Here is a 20600-nt window from a genome sequence, read left to right on the forward strand (position 1 = left end):
GCTATTTAACTTCCACGGTGATGGTACCGGTACCGGCATTGCCCGACCGATAAAGTCGGTACAAGGTGCTGTTGCCGAAGGTATTGACGTACGCGAAGTCCTTGAATTGATAGGCCGTATTGGGCAAGCCACCCACGACGAAGCTGGCGGTACCGAAGCTGACCGGATAGGCGAAATAGATGTATTCGGCGTCCAGGGTGAAGCTGCGGGTTTGGGCGCGGCTCGTGCTGAATTCCTTGCTCGTGATGCTGTTGAGGATTTCCGATACTTCCGACGCCGAGCTGGTCAGCAAGTTGGCCGCAGCGCGGAACCAGAAGCGGTTCCGGAAGTATTGGACCGTCACGGACTCCGAGTCGGTCAGGCCCGCCGAGTCGGTGGCCGACATGGTAAAGGTGGTGTTGGTGTCAACGGCCGTGGCCGTGGTGACGACACCGGTCAGCACGTCGGGGTCGCGTTGCCCGCCGTTGACCACGATGGAGTCAATGGGATTGTCCTTGACGGCGACGCCATAGGTCAGGGTGACGGCCGTGGATTCTCCGACTTCCCGGTTTGGATTCGCCACGGATAACGTCGCCACGGGCGCTTGCGCCGGGTACAGGACCTTGAGAAAATTTTCCAATACTGCGCCCGTGGTGGTGCCGCCCAGCGTTTTGCCTTGCAGATAGGGTATCGCCGCCACGATGGGACGTTGCCCGTTGAAGGGCGTATTGTCGCCACCGCCACCACCGCTGAAACCGATGCCCAAGAAGCCGCTGGAATCCACCACGACGGACTTTAGGTTAGTCCCGGTCGCGTCGGGTAAATCGACTTTGACCGTCTTGTTGCTAAGGGTGAGTTTGGTGTCTTTCATGTCACCATCAAATAAGAAATCCCGGCTCGTGTGAACCGGGATTCGTCAGGACTCGTCCTTGCAGCGCTGTTCTTTGCCGACGTCGGTGACCAGGGCCGTAACCGCCAGCGTCGCCAGCGGGATGTACGTTTCGGCTTCGATGCTGCCGTGGATTTTCATTCCGCTGACGATGAGGAAGACCAGGACGCCGAACTTGGTGGACTTGGGGGCTTTGGTGATGTTAAGCCAAATGGTTTTCAACATGAGGGTTAGGGGGTGGTGTCGTCGGTGTCGGCGTTCATTTTATACTTCAAGATGGCCTTCATGCTCGTGATGGTTTTGTCCAGGTTGTGCATGGTTTTTTGCATGGCGGACAAGGCGCTGATGAAGTCTTTTTTGTCCTGCTTATCGTCTTCGACTTCCTTCTTGAGTTGGGATATTTCGGACTGGATGACGGCGTTGCTGCTTTGCATTTTGGCATAGACCGCAATCAGGCTTCCGGTAAACGTGAGCACGGTGATGATAATGTCAATGGATAGATTCATGGTCAGGATAGGGCTATTGATAGAAGAATTTGGGAGCGGTGTCGAACACGATGCCGCCCGTGAAGTCGCCGTGGCTGCCGTTGTCGTTAATGACCGCCAGGGTTTCAGGGAAGAATTCCGGGAAGTCCGGCTTGTGGGCGTTCAGGTAATCCAATAGGAGCTTTTTGACCGCTTCGGCGCGGGACTCGGCGTCCTGACGCATGATTTTGATGTTCTCCATGCTGGCGACCTTCTCGTGCTCGGTGACGCCGTGGTTGCTGATTTTGAGCACGTTCAGCATCATTTCGCGTTCGACGCGAAGCGCCATGTAATACTGGATATAGCCGAATAACTCCGCTTGTTTGGGCGTCAACACGCTGTTGGTTTTCAGGTGTTGTTCATACAACTCATAGAGTTGAATGCCGAGCAACGGGCGCACGTAAATGACCGTGACCGACTGGAATGCCGCCTGAATGTCCTTGGCGTTTTTGGTGGTGGATACCGACGTGAACTCGGTCAAGTACGTGTCGTTGATTAGATATTTAGTCATCACTATTAGATAAGGTATTAAGCGGAGGGTTAGCCGGAATTCTGGTCTCGGATGTTAAAATCTTCCAAGCGGTCCACCCAGGCTTCGCGTTCGAAGGACCAGATTTCGACCATGATGCTGAACGTGGACGGGCGGAAGCTGCGCCACTGCCCCGGCTGGGCCGCGTTGCTCGTGACCTTGCCCCGCAGGCCCCCGCTGCTGACGCCATTCAAGACGTTGGTCCCGGCGCGGCTGACGTCGTAATACCGCTTCACGCTATCGTCCCCACGGGACTTCGGCTTGTCGGCGGTCGGAATCAAGTCCACGTTGCGGGTGCCGATGCGAAAACTGGAAATCTTGCCCACGCGTCCGGCTTTGCGGTTCAGCTCGTTGTCGGCGTAAACGAACATGAACTTCACCCAGGTCTTGCGGGACCAAAAGTCAAAGGTGGATTGCTCCCATAGTTCCAGGTATTTGGCTTTGGCCGGTGGTAACGACCAATAGAATTGAATCTTCCGGCCCGCTGCCGTTCTAGTCAAGGTCATCACTGGCAGGATAGGGGGAATCCATTGGGGCGTCCGCCGCTGGCGAAGGCGCGGCCGTGGGAGCCGAGGGCAGCGTCAGTAATTCGTCCCGGACGTTTTCCTTCTTCCAGCCGTATTTCAAGGCCACGTCCAGCGGCTTGATGAGGTCGGTTTCCACCCATTCGGGACAATCTTCGCTGACGAGGTTCAGGGATTCAATGCTCAGGTCGTACTTCTCCACCTGGTTGAACTTCAACACCTTCTTCAAGAAGGCCAGCACCGGCTTTTGCAGGTGGGTGATGACGTTGTTGAAGTACAATTCTTGGCTGACCTTAATCAGCTTGCCGTCGCTGCCGAGCGTACTGCCTTGGCTGGCGATACCGGCAAGCACGGGCTGCGCACGGTGGGCCGTGCAAATAGCCACTTCGGCCATGTCGGTCAAAGCCTTGAGCATCGGGGTCGAGTCGCCACCGTTCAGCGGCGTGACGGTCACCTTGGAATCGCTTTCCTGGATGTTGACTATGAGTTTGGAGGCGTTTTCGGAGCCGACCAGGGTGCGTTGGATGCTTTGGTGATAGGCCCGTTTTTGTTCCGGCGTCATCGATGCCGTGATGGTCATGATGGCGCTGGCGAAGAAGCCGTTCAGCATGGCGTTCAGGCCGTACTTGCTGGTTTCGTACTCCATCTGGACGTAATTCAAGCACGAACCATAGCTGATTTCGGGCAAGTACGGCTGACCATTGGCCCGCTTGTGATAGAAGAAGAGTTCCTTGGTATGCTTGGGAGCAACCAAGTTGCCGCTGGCGTCCCGAGGGAAGGGATTGAACTTCGGGAAGTATTCCGGTTTGTACCGCTTGACGTCGGACCAATCGCCGCTGACGTAATATCCTTGGACTTTGCCCATATCGTCCAGCTCTTTCTTCGGGCGGACCTTGCTAGCGTCCTGGAAGTCCAGGTGGATGATGCGCGTCCGGTCGGCGTTGTACCGGACGAAAACGGCGAACGTTTCCTGGATGGCAAGGTCGTTGGCAATGTCTTCGAACAGCTCTTCAATGGTCTGGCCTTCTTCGTCCAGGTTCTCCATGAATTCCTTGACGTCGTTGCTATAGCTGATGCCACCGCCTTTAATCAGGTTTTCCCGCAAGCTGATGAATGCCGAATGCCGGGTGGACTTCTTCACCGACTTCATCAAATAATCCGGAAACAAGTTGTTGTCGCCGTATTGCGCCCAATCGTCTTTGGAGGCGCGGAGCTGGTTGTTATCCACTTCGGGCAACTTCACTTCGGCTAAGTTGACCTGGAAGGTATCAATCGGCGCAGGCTTGGCAGCTTGGATGGGATGGTTGAATTTGTATTTTTTAGACACGTTAAATGGCTGACTAATATTTTTCTTAGTTCACGAAGGCGTTGGTCATCCAGCCGGAATCGGCATAGGTGAAGGTCATGGCCCCGTACTCGGTGCTGATTTTGACCGGCCCAGGGCTGCCGTCGATGGCGTGGCCGTTGCCGTTGATGGTGATGGACGCCATGTAAGCGCCACCGCTGAAATCCTTGACCGTATGCTGTTGCCCGACCAGGGCGTTGGCAGGCAGGTTGACCACGGTTCCGGAGTTGGCGAACACCATTCCGATGGTGCTCGGGATGACGTATCCGCTTGGCGGACTCGTGATGGTGTTCTGGAAGTTGTTACCCAGGAAGATGGTCGTGCCGCCACCGCTGTTGCCGTTGGCGTCGGCTCCGAGTACGACCAAGCTGGTTCCGCCGTCGATGGCGTCCACCATGTCCGTGAAGCTGGCGTCGGTCAGCGCCGATACCCAAGTTTGCGACATTTGGCGGGCGTCCACGAGCTGCGTCCCGGTGATTTTAACGGTGTATTGGTTCACGTCCTGGTCGATGCGACGGGGCGCTTCCACGAGGCTGAGGGCTTGTTCGGCCCCCACGAGCCACCACCGGTTGTTTTTGTCCTGGACCACGCCGGTCAGCTTGGTTTTCGCCATGCTGCGGAAGAGCTGCGACTTAGCACTGGTCAGAATCGTGGCCGTGAAGCCGATGCTGACGTTGTACACCGTACCAGCGGGCGAAAACGCCGGTTCGCAGGTGAAGGACAGGTTTTCCGGCTCGTTGAAGAGGTTCCACTTGGTTCCGGTGACGAGATACACGTCATCGAGCACCATTACGTCGTCCGTGCTCGGTGCCACGTCGATGACCGCGTTGCGGTTAACCAACAGAACGCAACGAGCGCCGGTCAGGCTCAGGACCGGGCGGTTGTCCAGGCCGTTTTGGAGGAAGGAATTCATGGGTGATTAAGCGGAAAGGGAAGTGGTGGCGATGATATCGATGCTAGTCGTGTACACCACGGCGTCGTTCTGGCGGATGCTGAGCACGGCTTTGGTGCTGCCGACGCTGATGCCCGCAGGCAGGGTAAGGATATAGCAGTGCTTCAAAGTCTGGACCTGCGCCGTTGCCACGACTTCGGTATCACCCCCAAAGGCGGACACAATCCGGACTTCGCAAGCGGCCGAGGCGTCCAGTGTGGCGGTGGACTTGTGCAGTTGAAGCAACATGTCGGTGTGGGTGTATAGCGTCATCATCAGTTTCAAATAAGAGCGCGGCCCCGTGCCTGTACCGGTATGAAAAAAGCCACCCGTCGAATGGACAGATGGCTGGTTTCAAACTGGATGACGTCGATTAGAGACGGTCGATTACGGCTTCGATTTCGATATCGGTCATGGTCACTTCGGCCGCGAAGCCCCGGTTACCACCCGTGAAGGACAACGTGATGCCGCTGTCGTCGCCACGGGCCGCGCCGCTGTTGGCGTTGCCCGGCGCAGGGACCAGGCCATCGGATTGACCAAGGACGTACCACTTGCCGTTCTTGCGCTGAACCAGGGCCACGACTTTGCGTTGCAGCAACAGGTTGTGAACGCGGTCAATTGCTTCCTTGCCGCTGGTATCCACGGTGGCGTTCAGGGTCAATTCCATGAAGCGCTTCGTATTGGAAGGCGTGTACGCGTCGGTATAAGACGCTTGACCTTCGACAAACCCAATTTCCACAAACTTGTGGTCCGTGGTCAAGCTCATGCCGCTGATGGCGATGACGCTATTGGATTCCGTGCCTTGTACGACGGCGTGTTTGCCCACGAAATCCTTGTACGGGAGCAAACCCAAGAAATTCAGGCCACCCATTTCGAAGGTGCTGGCGGACGTGTTACCGATGCCGCTGGTTAGAAAATTAGCCATATTGATATGTAATTTTAAAGAGGAGAGTGATTCCGAAAAATGGCGGCATGTGGACCGCCATTTTTCGGAATCAACTTCTTTATAAGTTATTAAGCACCAGCGGTGTAAAGGACGAATTCTTCCCCGAAGGCGAAGTTGGCGCAAGCGAACATTTCGGCACGGACGCGGATTTTCTGTTCCAGCGTGGATTCGAACATGTCCTTCACGGCGAAAGCGTTCAGGTCGGACACGAGGTCGGTACCGAAGATGAGGTTGTCGATGGTCGTGCCCACGATGATGTTCTTGTTGACAATGCCAGCGGTCGGAACCACTTCGATGCCTTCAAAGTCCAGCGGCTTGCGGCCCACGGTCGATTGGTTCTCGTAATCGCCGAGCGACATGCGGTAAGCTTTGGCGGTACCGGGCGACACGTACAGCTTGAAACCTTCTTTTTCGCTGATTTCGTCCGGTGCGGATTCGTACGCTTTCGCCAGCGCGGCCTTAATGTTCGCCTTGCTCAGTGTGGCACCTTCGGTACCGGTCACCTTCACGGCGGTCGAACCACTGGCAGCGGCCAAAGTCAGGTACCCGTCGAACTTTTGGGTATATCCGCCAGCAACGTTGTAAGCACCGCGCCACAAGTTGGCTTCCACTTGCATGTTCGCCGACTCTTCGATTTTAGACGTTACGTACGCGAAAAAGTCGTCCGGAATGTCTTTGTTCATGGCCCCGGCCTTCATCTTGTCGGCTTCCCAGGAAGAGAGCAAGATTTGCTTGTCCAGTTCGATGTTAATCATCAGGTGCTTTGGCACCAACATGCGCTGCGACAGGGTGTAACCGCCTTTGGCAACGAAGTCCGAGCTGTACGCTTGGATAAGGTCTTGACCGACTTCCAGTACCGAAATCGAGGTGGGGACCGAGACGTTAGTTTGCGGGGTTACGTAACCACCGGCAATTGATTTAGCACCGAGGGTGGCGCGGCTGATGTATGCTTTGGCGTCACGGCCAACATAGTTTACGTTAATTGATTCAAATGCCATTGTATAAGACTGTTATCTAGCTATTATTTGTACATGGCGGCAGCGCGTTCGGCGACTGTCGTCGGTTTGGTGGGTGCGTCCTGGACGCTGAGCACCGTCTTTTTATCGGCTGGTTTGGCCTGGATTTCGCTCAACTTGGTCTTCAAGTCGGCAGTGGTTTGGGATAGCTCCGTGGCGGTGGCTTTCAAGGCTTCCAGCTCGGCTTTCAAGGCTTCGATTTCCGCTTTCAGGGATTCGTTTTCAACGGCGAGGTCATCGCTGGCAACAGGTGCTTCAATAGGTGCTTCGTCTGCGGTCTCCACGGGTACTTCGTCTTCCGCCTTGGCGGGAGTCAAGCTTTCCATTTTGCCGTCTTTGATGACCAGCGTCGAACCGTCTTCCAAGGTGTATTCACCATCTGGAGTTGCGGTTTCCTGCGTGTCGTCGTTAACGCTGATAGCTTCGCCGTCCTTCGTTTTGTACTCGGACAGTTTTACTTCCACTTCGGCATCCATTGAAAGAATCGCTTTCGCCATCGCTTTGAGTTTGGTCAAGGCTGACGTGCTTTTTTCAGTGGTATCTTTCATTTAATGGGATGATATCTATTATCACCATCAAATAAGTCGGACCCAAAAAATCGTATGGACCCAAAAAAAACCGCCGTGAGGCGGTTGATTTGAAGCTTGACGGAAGACGATTAGCGCGATGCCAGGACGCCGACGATTGCGCCCGCCAATAGGGTCCAGACAGTTCGCCACTTGCGCTTCTTGGCGGGTGGAATCACGGCATCGACGTCCTGGTTGTGAATCAAAGGATTCGTGTTTCTAGCGGTGATATGCAGAACGTCCTTCTGGTCCCGGTAATGAGTGACAAGTAAGCGGTTCGGAATCGTCAGGGAATCGATGTACAGGGTGTCGCCACGCGCACGTATCCGGTACCGAAGGCTATCGGAGGCTAGGGACCAGTCGTGGCGACTCAGGGCCGCAGAATCGATGTTGACGTGGCGCACGACGGCGACGTGCTGGACAATGCTCGTGGCCGAGGCCAGTCGCTTGCTTTCGGCTTTAGGCAAGGATTTGAGGTCCTGGACCAGCGCTTGTTGGTTTTTGCTCAGGATGTTGAAGGCGTTATTCAGCGTCTTCATGTCGGCTTCAATGCCGCGTTTTTCCACCACGGAGCGCCCGTACTGGTCTTGGTAATGACGGGCGGTGTCCTGCGCCGCCAGCAGCGCGGAAGTCGTTTGGGCGTGTTGGGATTGCAAGGTGCTCAGGCGGGAACATTGAACCAGCACGAGCGCCACGGCAGCCACTAAGGCGAAGAATAAGCTGCGGTTAAACATGGTGGCCGTCACCGTTGTCACTGTCTCCGGTTAGGTCCAACATGAGGGCGTCCAGTGCGTCGTGAATCGGCGTCCAGGCGTCCAGCACGGCGATAATGTCGTCCGCGCCGAGTTGCTTGCTGGCTTGGACTAAGACTTCGCCGAACAAACCTTCCAGGCTGAATCCGTCGATGTTGCCGGTCATGACTTCATCGTTCCAGAACGCTGGGTCTTCCACGAAGTACGTCGCCATCACGGTCCCGGCTGGCAGGCCCGTGAAGCCGAGCGCCACGGCCTTGTCCATCTTGGCGTCGGTGATACGCCAGAATTCAATCAATCGGGCCTTTACCTTGTCGGCTTGCACGTGGTTCTTGTTGCTCAAGTGCAATTGGCCTTGTCCCATGAACTTGTTGGCAATTCGCTCGGCGGCGTCCACGGTGAATTTGACGTAATATTCGCCGTGGTGCTCGTCGTTGCGGTAAATGAGCTTGTCGGGAATGATGACCGCCGACGTCAGGTGACGTTTCATGGCGTTGGTTTGCAGCGCCACCGGGCGCGGCTCGTCTTCGGATAGGCGAACCGCCTGGACTTGCATGGCGGGATTTTTTACCAGGGATATCAAGTCGATGCCGCTGGCATCGTCGTCGTTGATTTCTAGTTCGTAAATGGGTAATTTCATAGGAGGATAGTGATGGAGTTAACCAAGGAAATAGTCGTTGATTTCGGTGTTCTTCGTCACGTGGTCATCGTATTGGGTGACCACGAATTGACTCGGACGGCTGGCGAGGGCGATGGTGTCCTTCCGTAAAGAGATAAGTTCGGCTTGCATCGCCAGGAAGGCGTCCATGTTGGCGGTGCCTGCGGTGGTGTTGACCGGCGGTTGCCCGAAGCCACCGGCCGCGTACCCGTTACCGGTGGACCGAGCTGCTTCCAATTGATGAATTGAGGTTTGGAACTTGGGCGATTCAACCATCCACTTCGGAGCCACCCATTCGCCTTCGTGGACGACGCCCGCCACCCGATGCCCGGTGTGGTCGCGTTCGTATGACCCGATGCCGGTGAAACCTCCTGCGGCGAATCCTTTGGCTGCGGTTTTGACCGCCTGGAACGCGCCCGCCATCGCCAGCGTCGCCGCCAGGATATAGGCGATGTTATCGAAGCCGAACTTGCCGCCTTCCCCGGCCTTGGCAATGGCTTTAACCGAGGATACAGCGACTTCCGTGGCACCCAAGGCGGCACTGACCGCTTGCAGCGCGTTCATCACTTGCTGTTGTTTGGCCTGCTTTTCTTGTTCGGCCGTTTTCTTCTTTTCCAGCTCAAGCTTTTGGGCTTCGGCTTGGCGTATCCGGCCGTCTTCCTTCTGTTTGTCCTTGGCGATGGCGGCGTTGCGCTTGCGTTCCTCTTCCAATTGGTCCAGGATAGCTTGGCGTTCGATGCCACGGGTGCCTTTGAGACTGGATTCCAGCTCGTCCACGCGGGAAGCAGAGTCATTCAACTGAGTTTTCAGGTCGTCCGAAGCACTCTTTGCGGCTTCCAACAAGTCGTCGTTTTCCTTCTGTTGGGCTTCGAGGGCGGCAGAACGGGCTTCGTTGGCGCTAGCCAGGTATTCCATGCCCAGCGCCAAGGCCCCGGTGAAGGATGCCGCCAAGGCTTGCTTGGTTTTATCCACGCTTTCCCGGTCCACGCCGAAGACTTTGCTCAGAATCGAAGTCCCCAGGTTGAATTCGCGGAGCGCAGCGGTGGCGGATTCAACGATTTTCTGGCGGGCGGCGACGCCGTTGGCGCGTACCAGGGTGCGGGCGTCTTCGTTCTTAACATCGGTGCCGAGCTGGCCCAGGGCCAAGGCTTCTTCGGCGGCTTGCTGGTCCAGCAGCGCGTCGTAATAAGCGGCGTTGCCTTCTTTGAGGCCCGCCAGCTTCACATCGGCACGGGCTTTGGCGTTACCGGCGTCCACGAGCACCTGGTTCTTGGCGAAGTCGGTATCCAGTTTGGTTTGCAGGCGGTTGCCTTCGGCCGTGACCAGTGCTTTTTGCGTCAGTAAAGCGGCTTTTTCTTTCTCCCCGGCCTTCTGGTATTTGTCGTCGATGGCTTGCAGCGCCAGCACGGTTTCCAGCGCTTTTTGACGCTTGATGATATCCAACGCGGCCCGGCTGCCGCTTTCTACGGCTTCCAGCTCGGCGGCAAGCTGAACTTTTTGGTTGTCGAACCCGATGGCCCGCGCCGCTTGTTCATCGGCCACCATTTTCTCAGTCAGGGCTTTGCGGTCGGCGGCGTTTTTCTCGCTCGTGGCCTTTTCGGCGGCAGCGTCGGCTTCCCGTTTCGCTTTGGCTTCGGCCCGGATGCCGAGCAAGGTGGCTTGCAACTCGTTTTGGACGTCCAGCGAAGCTTTTTGGGTCTCGGCGCGTTGTTTACGCAATTCAGCTTCCGCGTCTCGGTCTTCGGCGGTCAAGTTTTTCTTGAGCTTCTGTTCGGCTAGCAGGTTGGCAATTTTACGGTCTTGCAGGCCGATGGCGGCGGTGATGAATTTGTTCTCCAAGGCAGCGGCTTCCTGCGCCGCTTTCAGGCGTTCGCCGTTGCCTTTCTCGGTGTTGGCGGCATCCAGCTTCAACTTGGCAATCCGAGCTTCGGATTCGGCTTTGGCAACGCCGAGTTCGCGTTCGGCCACGGCGATTTGCCGGGTAACGTCGGCGATGCGTTCGCCTTCACTGGCGGCAGCGCTGGCTTGCTGACCGAAGGCTAACATGGCATTTCCCAGGCCACGGGCTTTGGCGGTGGCGTCGGTGATGCCGGTGGCAAACTGCGCCACGCCGTCCACGACCTTGGTGAAGTCCGCGTTGCGGATGCCGTCCAGGATGACCGTGAAGGATTTCAGGCGGTTGACCAAGTTGTTCTGGATGGCATCAACAAGGTCTTCCAGGCTCTTTTTGGGATTGGAAAACGCGTCGAATAGGAACTTGCCGAACTGCGCCACCTTCTCGCTGACGAGGCTGAAAACGGCTTGCAGCGCGGCGGTCTTCCGGTTGATGAAATCAATCCCGGCTTGGGTTTGGGTGAAATAGGTGACCAAGGCCCCGAACGCCAGCAATAGGATGCCGATGCCGGTGCTGGCGATGGCTCCTTTCAGGGTGCCGAAGCCTTTGCCCACGGTGTCGAGTCCGGATTTTACCGCGCTGAATCCGCCTTGCAGTTTTCCCAGGGCTTCGCCGGTTTCGCCAGCGGCCAAGGAGCCTAACCCAAAGGCGGCATCGAAGTCGCCGCCCATTTGCTGAGCACTTTGCCCGGCTTGGTTCGCGGCCTGCGCCGTGGCTTGGGTTTGAGCTTGAAATGCCGCCAACGCCACGTTCGCCCGACGCGTTTCTTCCGTCAGGCGAATGAACTCGGCGCTGCCGAAGGTGGCGTTGTTCAAGTCGTTCTCCAAGGTCGATACCGCTGTTTGCAGTTGGCCGATGGAGGTGATGTTTTGCTGGACGCCTTGAATATTTAGGCTTAGCGTACGGGTGGTGGTTGCCATGAATGAGTCTTGCTTGAAAACGACGGCGGGTGACCATCGCTTTCAAATAAGATTTCCAGGCAAAGCGGGCGCACGGCCCTATTCAATCAGGTCGCATTGCAACCGGGACTCGGCGTCCGCCACCGCCAGCGCAGTCGCTTGGTTGATGGCGTCTTGTTCGCTGATACTGGACGTATAGGTGCCGGTTCCGGCGCTGTCGTTGCCGGTGTACCCACCACCGCAGGTGGCGACATGGGTGGCGGTCCGCGTCCAGGTCTGTTGGCTGGTGTCCACGTAACAAATGAGCAGGGATTCCGCTAATTCACGGGCTGATATAGCAGCTTTATTAACAGCGTCTTCGATGCTGATATATGAACTTCTGGTTGCGGCCTTGGTAACTGTGCCGATGAGGCCCGTGCCACAGGTGGCGGTGTGGGTTTGGGTGCTCGTGTACCGAACCAAGTCCACGCCCGCCGCGCCGCTGTTGGCAACGAGTTTGTAAATTTTGTACTGCGCCGAGTTGCGGTTCAGGTCGAAGTTCTTGATGGATTCCAGCAAGTACAGGTCCGACGACAACCGCAGGACCTGCCGTCCGGTCAGCCGTTGGAACAAGGTTTCGTTCATGCGTCCCACGCCTTCCAGGTAATGCGACAAGTTGCCAATCAACAGGTCGTTGCTGTACAGTTGAAAGAAGAAGCCCCGTGGGTTGACATCATCGTTGATATTGGTCGCTAATGATACGGCGTCCAGGTCGGCGGTGGCCGTGTTGACTAGGAAGAATTCGTTCGGGTTAGCGTAGATAGTTTCGTTGACTGACTTGACCAAGGCGAAAGTGCGAAGGGTGGTGTCTTCCACGACTTCGAACGCGGGTTGATGCGAATAGTCAAAGAAGCCCAGTTTGGGAGGCAGCGTCAAGAATTCGTAATAGCCGGGCGTGTATCCGCCGATGAAGTCGGGTACCGGGGCAATATACTTTCCCATTGATACCTTGAAGGCGGATTGCTCGGTCAGCCAATTGTTGCCGTGGTACAGGCACAGGCGCGGAACCCACGAGCCACCAGCGGTCACCGCGTTGGTATCATCCAGCAAGCTGGCGTCGTCGGCGTCGGACGGCGGCAGGATGGCGGGAATCAGGTCGAATCCGACATTGGGCGTGTCCAGGGTGCCGAGGTTGAAGGGAACACGCAAAAAGCCCAGGGGCGCGAACGGCAGCTTAGTGCTTTCTTCCGGTTGGATGCCGTTAACGTCCGACATGTAATCGGTTTGCTTTAACAACAGGTCCGCGTCATCACCGGCCCAGTTCAAATAGGTCTGCCCGATTTCCTTCGCCGACAACGGGGTTTCGCGCAGGTCGTTGACGTCCAGGTACGGCGTCAGGTCCACGACGTCGCTGATGGTTTCTTGGAAGAAATCATCGCGGGTGACCAGGGTGACGACTTTTTCGTTCTGGTTCAACAAATAGTACAGGTTGAAGAGTTTGAAAACGGCGTCCACGAACTCGGTCTGGGCCAGGTCGGGCAAGAACAAGGCGGGATTCAGGGCCAGCGGTGCGTTAACGTCGGTGATGTTCCACTGACCGCCGTCTGGATTGTACAGAAAGAAGGTGTTGGCCGCGCCCGCTGATTTTGGGATGCTGACGTACCGCTGAACGACGTATTGCTGGTCGGCTTGCAGACGAACCGTGCCTTCCAGGGCTTCGCCTGCGGTGCCGCCGACCAGCAGGGTGTCCCGGTCGAGTTGAGCCAGCACGGGCGCGGTGTCAAAGGTTCCCGCCTGCGGCAAGAGCTGGTCGGGAATGTACTCGTTGCCGCCGATGCTGCGCAGCACGGCGAAGCTTGTCGAAGGCTGTACTTCCGTGGTGATTTTGGTCGTCACGACTTCGGCGCGGATGCTCATGGTGTACAGGCCACTGAACTTGGATGAGTACACGCCGTCGTCCAGGCATCCGGCCGCGTCGCCGCTGCCCGCCTGGAAGGGATAAGACATGACAAAGACGTAATCGGTGTCCCGGTCAATGATTTTGTCCACCACGCCTTCGCCGCTGTTGCCCAGAAAGCTGAGGGGACAAGTGGCGGACATTGGCAGCAAGCGCCCGTAATTCCATTTCTGGTCGCCGCCATCCGAGTAAAGCAAGACCAGCTTCTGGAAAGTGGCGTTGGTGAAAATGTCGCCTTCGACTTGGTAACCGGCGTCGGCGAAAACGGCTTTGAGCACGGCCGCAGCGAAGTGGCTGATGCCTAAGTCTTCGTAATGCGTCACCTTGCCGGTCTTCAAGTGGCTCAGGCTTGGCAGCACGTACGGGAAGCAAATTTCCGCGTCCGGATAGGCCACGGTGTTGTTCCAGGAATCAACCACATACGCGTGGCCGGTGAAATCTATAGGCGTCAGGCTTTTGAGTTCTTTCAGCTTTTTGGTGCCGAGCAAGTCGCCGAGCTTCAAGGTCACCGAGCCTTGCCCGCGTTCGCCCACAGCACCTTCGAAACCGGAACCGCCGTTGGCTTGGTGCAGAAATTCCCCGGTGACGAGCGTCTGACCGTTTTTCACCAAGCGCACGGGATAAGTGCGCCGGAATTTGCCGAGCACCTGTTTGTCTTGCTCGTGGAAGAAAATGGCGTTGTTCTTTTCCGTATAGGGCAAGGTCAACGGCTGCGACTTGATGCCGGTTTTCTTCAACGGGTCCCGGAATTCACTCACCACCTTGTCGAGAATAAATTTCAATTCATTGCTTAGGTCGGCGCTCTGGTTCTGGTTGAAGATTAATTCGATGGTGCTCATTTACAGCTTGATGGTGTTTTCTTCATTAGCGGGTTTGACGTTCAATTCGATGGTGAACAAACCCAGGCGCGTGGTCTTTTCGAACGTGGCGTCTTCTTGGCGGTAATAGGAACCGTTGATGTACAGGACGGGACTCGTCATCAGGTCCTTGAGCCATTCGTATTCGTCGGCGGTCAGCCATCCCGAGTAATAGGTCAGGGTGGTGTCGGTGCTGACTTGATAGGTTCGTTGGCCGTACCCGTTGGCGAAGGCCAAGGACTTGAGCTTGATGGTCGTGTCGGTGTCCCGGTTGAAGTGCAGGCTGTCCCACGTGCCTTTGCGGTTCATGAAGAGCACGGTCACCGGCTGGTCCACGTCGTCTTCCACGGTGATTTCCAAGGTGTCCGACAGGCGGAAGGCGGTGCCGTCAATTGGGGTTTGGTTCACCCAAACCGAGAACCGTTTCAACTGGTCGTATTTCGGGTGGCCTTGGAAGTTTTTCGCCATTACGGTGAAGAGGTACACGCCACCGCTGGCGGTCTGGTTTCCAGCCAGGGCCACGACTTCGCTGGTCCCGTCCCGGAACACCAGCTCGGCGTTCAGGTTCAGGCTGGCGGTGTCGGCTAGCGGCGCAAACAAGCCGAGCAACGTCGGTTCGCTGCGCTTGCGCCGGGCGGCATACGGCAAGTTGGTCAGGAAGGGAATCGTGTCGTCACCGGTATAAAAATAGCGCGTTAATGAAGCGGTTGTTGCCAGCGGGAAGGCGGCACGAAGCGCAAATTGGACGTTGGTGCTCAGCAGTTGAGTCTTGATTTCCTTGTTGGCGGCGTCGAATCGGATGATGCCGCAACGCACGAAGAAGCCTTGGTAACAAGTCTCGTCTTTCTGGAAGGCGGTGCTCAGGCCGGGAACGTACGCGCCACCGGCTTCGAAGCTGGATTGCAACACGCCGCTGATATCGAAGCTTGCGGTCCCCAGGCCATCGCCGTTGCTGCGCAGGGTTTGCAGCAGCACGGCCCGTTCCGGACTATTGTTAACCGGGTGGACGGCCTTGCCGGGCGTGGACCAGACTTCGACGTAAAACAGGTCGCCGATGGCATACGGCGCGGCCCGAAGCACCACCGGCATGGGATTATACACCGCGTTCAGAAAGGCCGGTGCTTGTTGGAAGGTCATCGACGGCGCAGGCGGCACGTTGACGGCAAAGGCTTTTTCAACCGTGGTCTCGGTGCCGTCGATGGCGTCGGTTTCCACGACGGTGGCGACGTGGCTGCCGTTGCTGAGCGTGGCGAACACGTTGGTCGTCTGGGAAGTGAACGTGCCGTCCGGCGTGGTCATCGTAAATGCCCGAGTCGCGCCCGATTTCGCGCCGAGCACGTTGACCGTGGCGGAGTTCCCGTTCAGGCTGACGGTGATGGATAATGTGGTATTGATAGGCATTGCTAATTCTCTTTATTTCTTGGCCGTAAACTCCAACACGCTGACAATCTGCGGGAAGATTATTTCGTCCACGAGGCTGGCAACCAAGGTGTCTTGGAAGCCGAGCGCTGTTTCTAGCCAGGGCCGCGCCTTGATGCCGTTGCGGAAAATGGCTTGCTGAATCGCATAGGCAGCCGCGTTGACGTCTGTGTTGGCCTTCTGGAATTTGCCGGTCTTCTTCTGGCGTCCGACGATGCGGTACCGCTTAATCCAACGGACGATGGCATCCAGGGGAACCAAGGCAATGCCGGGCGCACGGCCATTGTCCAGGTCTTCGGCGTACTGCGGCACGGATAGCTTCGCGCCATCGGTGGTGAAGCTGGATACGATATTGGCGTACAGGCCCGAATCGTCGCGGCGGATTTTGTGCTGGCGGTTTACTTCGATGAGTTCGACCACGAATTCCTTAAAGGCGTCGGCAGCCTCTTGGAGTTGCTTATCCAAGAACGGCTTGACCTGCGCTGTCGTGAAGATTTTCCCCGTGCCCGTGCCGCGTTTAACGGAATGGACGATTTGCGCCACGGACTTCGCCATTAGTCCCGGAAAATGAGGGAGAGGTCAGGCCGGTCGGTGATAAGCTTTTCCACGGTGACGCTGAACTCGGCACGGACCCGTGCCACGTCGCCATCGGTGAAGAGCAGGTATTGAGCCGGTCCGACGTTCTTGGTCCCGAACACGTGCTTTTGTTCCAAATACATTTTGATTTCGTCCAGCACTTGCTTGCACCTGTCGAACAATTCGATGGTCTGGATTTCGGTGGCGTTGGCCGGGAGCAAGTCCAGGATGTTTAGCACGACGCCGTACGTTTCGAATCCCTTGCTTTCGCCTTCGGTGGCGTCGGCGATGGTTTCCAGGTACGCGCAGGGATACGCCGTGTCTTCGCCCGTGAACATGGTTTGGTCGCCGCTGGCGATGCTGGCGACGGCGACGTGTTTGCCGCAAATGTTGAGGATGCGTTCGTACAGGCGGCGCAGGGGTTGGATACGTTGGGCGTAAGGAGTATTGGTATCGTTCATAGCGATTAATGCTTGTTGGATTGTTCGTATTGGCGGCGCTGATAGTCGGCGACGTGCTTCCGGTACATGAGGAAGGTCAAGACGTCATCCAGGTCCTGACGTAACCATTCAGCATGGCGGCATACGTTCGGTTCAAGGTCGTAAAGAGCCGCCAGCCACCCGTAAACGGCGCTGGTTTCGCGTCCATGTTCGCTTTCTGCGTGAGAAGCATGGCTTGAACACTTGAACAAAGGCCGAAAACGGTGTTTAATGCTCGCTCTTTGGTCAAAAAAAAAGCCGCCAGATTCATCACTTGCACCGGATTGATGTGTTTGGCGAAGAATTCAGCGCGTTTTCTGATGAATTCCGGGTCCAGATTCACGCTTTCAACGAGCTGAACCGGCTGGTTTTGGGCGTTTGTGCCATTGAACCAGCGTTGTAACCAGGATGTACGCACCTTATTTTCAGGTATATCCAGTCGTTTTCTGAGCAAAAGTGCCAGATAGTATGGGATTTGCTTCATCGGCAGGCCGGGGAACATGTTTTGCACCTGGTCGAAGGCGGTTAATTCGCCGAACGTCCGCAATTCTTGCGCGTAATAGTTGGTCCCGGCGATGGTAACAAAGGCCACGGGCTTCTTTTGGGGGGCTTCCTTGGTGAAGTCCAGGTGTTTCCACAGCGGATTCAGCAAGCCGAAGCCCGACTCTTCGATGGTGGACATCGGTATCCGCGTCAAAGCGGACAGGATTCGGGCGGCGCGTTGCAACTCGGTCATGGTTTCGTCCGCTTGGACTTCGGCCACCGTGGCGTACTGGTCGAACGAGGTTTCATCCCAGGATTGCGGCAGGTACAGGGTATCGGTATTGAGGGTAAATTCCAACATAGTGTTCGGTATCAAATAAGGTGTGCCGCCTAAATGGGGGCAAAGAAGAAGTCGCCTTCCTTGGCATTGCGCACGGCGTATATCAGCGTATCTAGGGCGTCGTCGTGGCGCTTGCCGGACTCCTTACCGGTGAAGCTGGAACATTCATCGATGAACTCTTCCGTCCAGGGCTGACCGGCAAGGATTCGCGCCCGGCCACCTTCAACGTAACTTTCTATCCCGATGCAGCGGGCGGCTTTGCTGTCCCGGCCCGGCTGCAATTCCAGGAAGATGACGTTGGGAACCAGCTCCTTCATTTCGCTGATGAGGGACTTGCCAATCGACTTGCCTTCAATCCAGACGCGGGTGGCCGGGTACAGGCCGTGCCGATTGGCATCGAGCCACGCCGCCAAGCTGCGCTTCAAGTCCGGTAACGTCAGGCGACGCCACTGGACATCGAGGACGAATACCTGGTTGTCTAACTTGCCAACGAGCGCCCAACAGGTGGCGTCATTTAATGGATTAGTGGTTTCGGCTCCGTCCAAGAACACCTGGTATTCGACGTGCCGACCTTGGGATTTGAGCTTCCATTCGTCGGCGGTTACGGTGTTATCGGTGAACCACTTCGTTTTCAAGATGCCGCCGTCCCGGCTGCGTGGCCGCTGCAAGTGCTGTTGGCTGTACCCGTTGGTGCCGAGTCGGGCGCGTTCGAAGTTCAAGTCCGGACGACTCAGGCGACCAGGAGCGTCCCACAGCAAGCGGTTCCCGGTGCCTGGTTCGGGTGTGTACCGGTCGAACCACTCGGACGGGATGACGTCGGCGCTGGACTTGGCTTCCGAGGGCAGCTTGATGACGCGGAAGTATTCGGCCAGCTGCGCCTGGATGGCCCCACTGACGTCCTGGACGTGAAGCCGCTGGTTGAAGTTGATGTGCAGGCCGACCGCTTTGTTGTTGAAACGGCCGAAAATGTCGTGCATGAGTTTGTTCAGCACGTTATTGCGCTCGGCGTCGCTCGTGGCGGTCGGCGAATCCAGCAAGTCATCGGTGATGGTCAGGTCGGTATTCTCACCCAGAATCTTGGAGTCGATACCGAAGGCGGTCCGTTTGCCCCCCGTGGACCATTCGTATCCGCTTTCGTTGTCCACGACCAATGTCATTTCCGGGTAATGCAGCTTGAACCAGTCGGACTTGATGACCTTCTTCGTGAAGCCGAGCATCTTGCCCGACAGGCGTGAACCGTTGGTGACGGTTACGATTTCCGCCTTCGGCATCAGCAGGTGAAACCACAGCGGAGCCGCCACATTGTAAATGAAAGACTTGCCCGTACGCGGCCCGATGTTGGCGTCCACGTGTTTGAGCCGAGCTTTGCCGGTGGCCGCGCGTTCCAGGTCGGGTTGAATGTCGTCGCACAAGGCCTTGACGTGCCAGTTGTTTTCGAAGACTTCGCCTTTGATATTGGGGAACAGGTCTTGGTAAAACGCGAAAAAATCCTTGCGGTACAGCGCCCGGTTGACGTCCACGCGCAAGGTGTCGGGGTTAACCGAGGGGACGGGTTTCACCGGCAACGGGTGCTTCCGTGGGCGTCCGCCTTTGTTCTTGGGTACCTTGGTGATTAGTAAATCATCTTTGTTAATAGGCATGAGGGGAGTGGTGGTACAATCGGATTAGACCAGCACCGCGTCGCTTTCGCCTTCGTTCGGGTGGCCGTTGCTGAGCTTGAGCAAGCGTTGCAGGTCCCGTAACTCGTCGGCGCTCAAATGCGACAGGTCGTTGCGTACCTGGACTTCCTGTTTCACCACCAAGGCCTTCGGCGCTTCGTACCCCCGCAATTGAATCAGTTGATTTAAGACCTTCAAGGCTTGGTCCAGCTTGCCAGCGGCGTACATGTCCCGGTACAGCGTTTCCAACTTGATTAGGACTTCATCATATTCCTTGGCGTACGATTCCGTCTTGCGATTCTGAATGTCTTCGCGGGTGTAAGTGATGTACTTCTTGGCTTGCCGGGTGCTGACGCCGAATTCGGCAGCCAAGCCGTCCATCTTCATTTTGTACGTCCAGCCACGTCCCATCATGGACCGACAGGATTCGATGATTTCTTTCCGCAGTTGCTTTTGTTCGTCCTTGCTGAGCGTGTTCATCTTGTCCGTGCCTTTGCTGCCTGGATGATGCTTGACGACGAGGCCGGTGGTGTTGAGGGGGTCGGGTTCCATTGATTGAGGAATGCTTTCCCTCAGATAAGAAGACCGCTATTCCCCGGTACCGCTTATGAATCGCGTTCGTCGGTCAGGTACCAGTGGACCGTCTTCAAATGTTCCCGAATCTTCTTCACGGCATCGAAGCAGATGGCCCGCGAATAATCTGATTCACTCACCAAGCGCTTCATCGACCACCGGTTCAGGATGTACACCTTGTAAATGCCGACTTCGCGGAAGGTGAAGAACTCGTCCAGGATGCAGTCGTCCAAGTACGTGAACAGTTTCTCCCAGAGTTCGGAATAATAGGAGTCCCGAAGGTCCGAATCGGTTTCAATTCGGGGTGGCTCGGCGGCGAATTCAACGCCGGTATCCAAGAGGTCTTCCAGGTTGACGTGGATGTATTCGCGGCGGCGCACGGGTGGGTTAACCAGGCCTTCCACCATCCAGTCGTCTTGATGGGTATTGGTCTTGTTGGCGGTGGTCTTCTTGTAATGAAGTGTCCGATAATTGCACCAACACGCGAACAAGACGTATCCGACGACCTTGGCGGCGCTGATGAAGGCCGTCTTTCCCTTGAGGGCTTGTTCCATCATCCGGTACTGCGCGTCGCTAATTAGTTCTTCCAGCTCGTCGCTGGCGATGGTTTTGCGCAGCTTGAACTTGATGCCTTCCTTGACCTTGGCGCGGATGTATTTGCGTTCGGCCACCAGGACGGCAAAGATTTCTTCGGTGGTTAATGGTGTGGTGTTGGTTTCAGCCGGTACTTCATTGGTCATACCGATAAATACTCGGCATTGTCACGAAGTCAGAAATGAATAAAGGTTGATAACAGCATTTACGTCAACCTTGATAGTATGTAAACC

The 20600-nt window shown here is 56.4% G+C and carries 22 protein-coding genes; all 22 read right to left on the bottom strand.

Going from position 1 to position 20600, the window contains the following annotated elements; translation table 11 throughout:
* Position 1: 1 nt before the first annotated feature.
* Positions 2-850: a hypothetical protein gene (locus I2I05_RS08510; protein WP_196281810.1), complete on the bottom strand. Its 849-nt coding sequence runs from the start codon at positions 848-850 to the stop codon at positions 2-4.
* A gap of 45 nt (positions 851-895) precedes the next feature.
* On the bottom strand, positions 896-1093 hold the full coding sequence (locus I2I05_RS08515; RefSeq protein ID WP_196281811.1) for a hypothetical protein: 198 nt from the start codon (positions 1091-1093) through the stop codon (positions 896-898).
* Positions 1094-1098: 5 nt separating this feature from the next.
* Positions 1099-1374 (bottom strand): hypothetical protein, encoded by a 276-nt coding sequence (locus I2I05_RS08520; protein WP_196281812.1) that lies wholly within the window; start codon positions 1372-1374, stop codon positions 1099-1101.
* Between the two features lie 13 nt (positions 1375-1387).
* Positions 1388-1903 (bottom strand): DUF6712 family protein, encoded by a 516-nt coding sequence (locus I2I05_RS08525; protein ID WP_196281813.1) that lies wholly within the window; start codon positions 1901-1903, stop codon positions 1388-1390.
* A gap of 29 nt (positions 1904-1932) precedes the next feature.
* Positions 1933-2427, bottom strand: a complete 495-nt coding sequence (locus tag I2I05_RS08530) for a hypothetical protein (protein ID WP_196281814.1) — start codon at positions 2425-2427, stop codon at positions 1933-1935.
* Positions 2414-3772 (bottom strand): hypothetical protein, encoded by a 1359-nt coding sequence (locus I2I05_RS08535; RefSeq protein ID WP_196281815.1) that lies wholly within the window; start codon positions 3770-3772, stop codon positions 2414-2416. The genes I2I05_RS08530 and I2I05_RS08535 overlap by 14 nt, the downstream gene beginning before the upstream one ends.
* A 25-nt stretch (positions 3773-3797) precedes the next feature.
* Entirely contained in the window at positions 3798-4703 is a 906-nt protein-coding gene (locus I2I05_RS08540; RefSeq protein WP_196281816.1) for a hypothetical protein, read from the bottom strand.
* A 6-nt stretch (positions 4704-4709) separates the two neighbouring features.
* Positions 4710-4997: a hypothetical protein gene (locus tag I2I05_RS08545; RefSeq protein WP_196281817.1), complete on the bottom strand. Its 288-nt coding sequence runs from the start codon at positions 4995-4997 to the stop codon at positions 4710-4712.
* Between the two features lie 97 nt (positions 4998-5094).
* Positions 5095-5646 (bottom strand): hypothetical protein, encoded by a 552-nt coding sequence (locus I2I05_RS08550; RefSeq protein ID WP_196281818.1) that lies wholly within the window; start codon positions 5644-5646, stop codon positions 5095-5097.
* Between the two features lie 89 nt (positions 5647-5735).
* Positions 5736-6665, bottom strand: coding sequence for a hypothetical protein (locus I2I05_RS08555; protein ID WP_196281819.1), 930 nt, complete (start codon positions 6663-6665; stop codon positions 5736-5738).
* Positions 6666-6688: 23 nt separating this feature from the next.
* Positions 6689-7231: a hypothetical protein gene (locus I2I05_RS08560; RefSeq protein ID WP_196281820.1), complete on the bottom strand. Its 543-nt coding sequence runs from the start codon at positions 7229-7231 to the stop codon at positions 6689-6691.
* A 110-nt stretch (positions 7232-7341) separates the two neighbouring features.
* A complete protein-coding gene (locus tag I2I05_RS08565; protein WP_196281821.1) occupies positions 7342-7983 on the bottom strand; it encodes a hypothetical protein in 642 nt (213 codons plus the stop codon).
* Entirely contained in the window at positions 7976-8641 is a 666-nt protein-coding gene (locus tag I2I05_RS08570; protein WP_196281822.1) for a hypothetical protein, read from the bottom strand. Before I2I05_RS08570 ends, I2I05_RS08565 begins: the two co-directional genes overlap by 8 nt.
* 18 nt (positions 8642-8659) lie before the next feature.
* Entirely contained in the window at positions 8660-11473 is a 2814-nt protein-coding gene (locus I2I05_RS08575) for a hypothetical protein (RefSeq protein ID WP_196281823.1), read from the bottom strand.
* A gap of 78 nt (positions 11474-11551) precedes the next feature.
* Positions 11552-14227 carry a hypothetical protein gene (locus tag I2I05_RS08580; RefSeq protein WP_196281824.1) on the bottom strand — a complete coding sequence of 892 codons (2676 nt, stop codon included), beginning with the start codon at positions 14225-14227 and terminating at the stop codon, positions 11552-11554.
* Positions 14228-15646 carry a hypothetical protein gene (locus tag I2I05_RS08585; protein WP_196281825.1) on the bottom strand — a complete coding sequence of 473 codons (1419 nt, stop codon included), beginning with the start codon at positions 15644-15646 and terminating at the stop codon, positions 14228-14230. It abuts the gene before it with no gap.
* A gap of 12 nt (positions 15647-15658) precedes the next feature.
* Positions 15659-16219 (bottom strand): hypothetical protein, encoded by a 561-nt coding sequence (locus tag I2I05_RS08590; protein ID WP_196281826.1) that lies wholly within the window; start codon positions 16217-16219, stop codon positions 15659-15661.
* Positions 16219-16701: a hypothetical protein gene (locus tag I2I05_RS08595; RefSeq protein ID WP_196281827.1), complete on the bottom strand. Its 483-nt coding sequence runs from the start codon at positions 16699-16701 to the stop codon at positions 16219-16221. Before I2I05_RS08595 ends, I2I05_RS08590 begins: the two co-directional genes overlap by 1 nt.
* Before the next feature lie 76 nt (positions 16702-16777).
* Entirely contained in the window at positions 16778-17563 is a 786-nt protein-coding gene (locus tag I2I05_RS08600; RefSeq protein WP_196281828.1) for a hypothetical protein, read from the bottom strand.
* 29 nt (positions 17564-17592) lie between these two features.
* Positions 17593-19182 (bottom strand): phage terminase large subunit, encoded by a 1590-nt coding sequence (gene terL, locus I2I05_RS08605; RefSeq protein WP_196281829.1) that lies wholly within the window; start codon positions 19180-19182, stop codon positions 17593-17595.
* A 24-nt stretch (positions 19183-19206) separates the two neighbouring features.
* Positions 19207-19752, bottom strand: coding sequence for a hypothetical protein (locus tag I2I05_RS08610; RefSeq protein WP_196281830.1), 546 nt, complete (start codon positions 19750-19752; stop codon positions 19207-19209).
* 53 nt (positions 19753-19805) lie between these two features.
* Positions 19806-20513 carry a hypothetical protein gene (locus I2I05_RS08615; RefSeq protein ID WP_196281831.1) on the bottom strand — a complete coding sequence of 236 codons (708 nt, stop codon included), beginning with the start codon at positions 20511-20513 and terminating at the stop codon, positions 19806-19808.
* Positions 20514-20600: the final 87 nt, after the last annotated feature.

Origin of the sequence: Hymenobacter jeongseonensis (assembly GCF_015694725.1) — a bacterium.
In the GTDB taxonomy this organism is placed as follows: Bacteria; Bacteroidota; Bacteroidia; order Cytophagales; family Hymenobacteraceae; genus Hymenobacter; species Hymenobacter jeongseonensis.

Coding starts and splice junctions, on each gene's coding strand:
- I2I05_RS08555 (WP_196281819.1), bottom strand. CDS start 6,665: ATGGCATTTGAATCAATTAACGTAAACTATGTTGGCCGTGACGCCAAA.
- I2I05_RS08610 (WP_196281830.1), bottom strand. CDS start 19,752: ATGGAACCCGACCCCCTCAACACCACCGGCCTCGTCGTCAAGCATCAT.
- I2I05_RS08580 (WP_196281824.1), bottom strand. CDS start 14,227: ATGAGCACCATCGAATTAATCTTCAACCAGAACCAGAGCGCCGACCTA.
- I2I05_RS08570 (WP_196281822.1), bottom strand. CDS start 8,641: ATGAAATTACCCATTTACGAACTAGAAATCAACGACGACGATGCCAGC.
- I2I05_RS08520 (WP_196281812.1), bottom strand. CDS start 1,374: ATGAATCTATCCATTGACATTATCATCACCGTGCTCACGTTTACCGGA.
- I2I05_RS08540 (WP_196281816.1), bottom strand. CDS start 4,703: ATGAATTCCTTCCTCCAAAACGGCCTGGACAACCGCCCGGTCCTGAGC.
- I2I05_RS08615 (WP_196281831.1), bottom strand. CDS start 20,513: ATGACCAATGAAGTACCGGCTGAAACCAACACCACACCATTAACCACC.
- I2I05_RS08575 (WP_196281823.1), bottom strand. CDS start 11,473: ATGGCAACCACCACCCGTACGCTAAGCCTAAATATTCAAGGCGTCCAG.
- I2I05_RS08560 (WP_196281820.1), bottom strand. CDS start 7,231: ATGAAAGATACCACTGAAAAAAGCACGTCAGCCTTGACCAAACTCAAA.
- I2I05_RS08565 (WP_196281821.1), bottom strand. CDS start 7,983: ATGTTTAACCGCAGCTTATTCTTCGCCTTAGTGGCTGCCGTGGCGCTC.
- I2I05_RS08585 (WP_196281825.1), bottom strand. CDS start 15,646: ATGCCTATCAATACCACATTATCCATCACCGTCAGCCTGAACGGGAAC.
- terL (WP_196281829.1), bottom strand. CDS start 19,182: ATGCCTATTAACAAAGATGATTTACTAATCACCAAGGTACCCAAGAAC.
- I2I05_RS08525 (WP_196281813.1), bottom strand. CDS start 1,903: ATGACTAAATATCTAATCAACGACACGTACTTGACCGAGTTCACGTCG.
- I2I05_RS08530 (WP_196281814.1), bottom strand. CDS start 2,427: ATGACCTTGACTAGAACGGCAGCGGGCCGGAAGATTCAATTCTATTGG.
- I2I05_RS08550 (WP_196281818.1), bottom strand. CDS start 5,646: ATGGCTAATTTTCTAACCAGCGGCATCGGTAACACGTCCGCCAGCACC.
- I2I05_RS08545 (WP_196281817.1), bottom strand. CDS start 4,997: ATGATGACGCTATACACCCACACCGACATGTTGCTTCAACTGCACAAG.
- I2I05_RS08515 (WP_196281811.1), bottom strand. CDS start 1,093: ATGTTGAAAACCATTTGGCTTAACATCACCAAAGCCCCCAAGTCCACC.
- I2I05_RS08600 (WP_196281828.1), bottom strand. CDS start 17,563: ATGTTGGAATTTACCCTCAATACCGATACCCTGTACCTGCCGCAATCC.
- I2I05_RS08595 (WP_196281827.1), bottom strand. CDS start 16,701: ATGAACGATACCAATACTCCTTACGCCCAACGTATCCAACCCCTGCGC.
- I2I05_RS08510 (WP_196281810.1), bottom strand. CDS start 850: ATGAAAGACACCAAACTCACCCTTAGCAACAAGACGGTCAAAGTCGAT.
- I2I05_RS08590 (WP_196281826.1), bottom strand. CDS start 16,219: ATGGCGAAGTCCGTGGCGCAAATCGTCCATTCCGTTAAACGCGGCACG.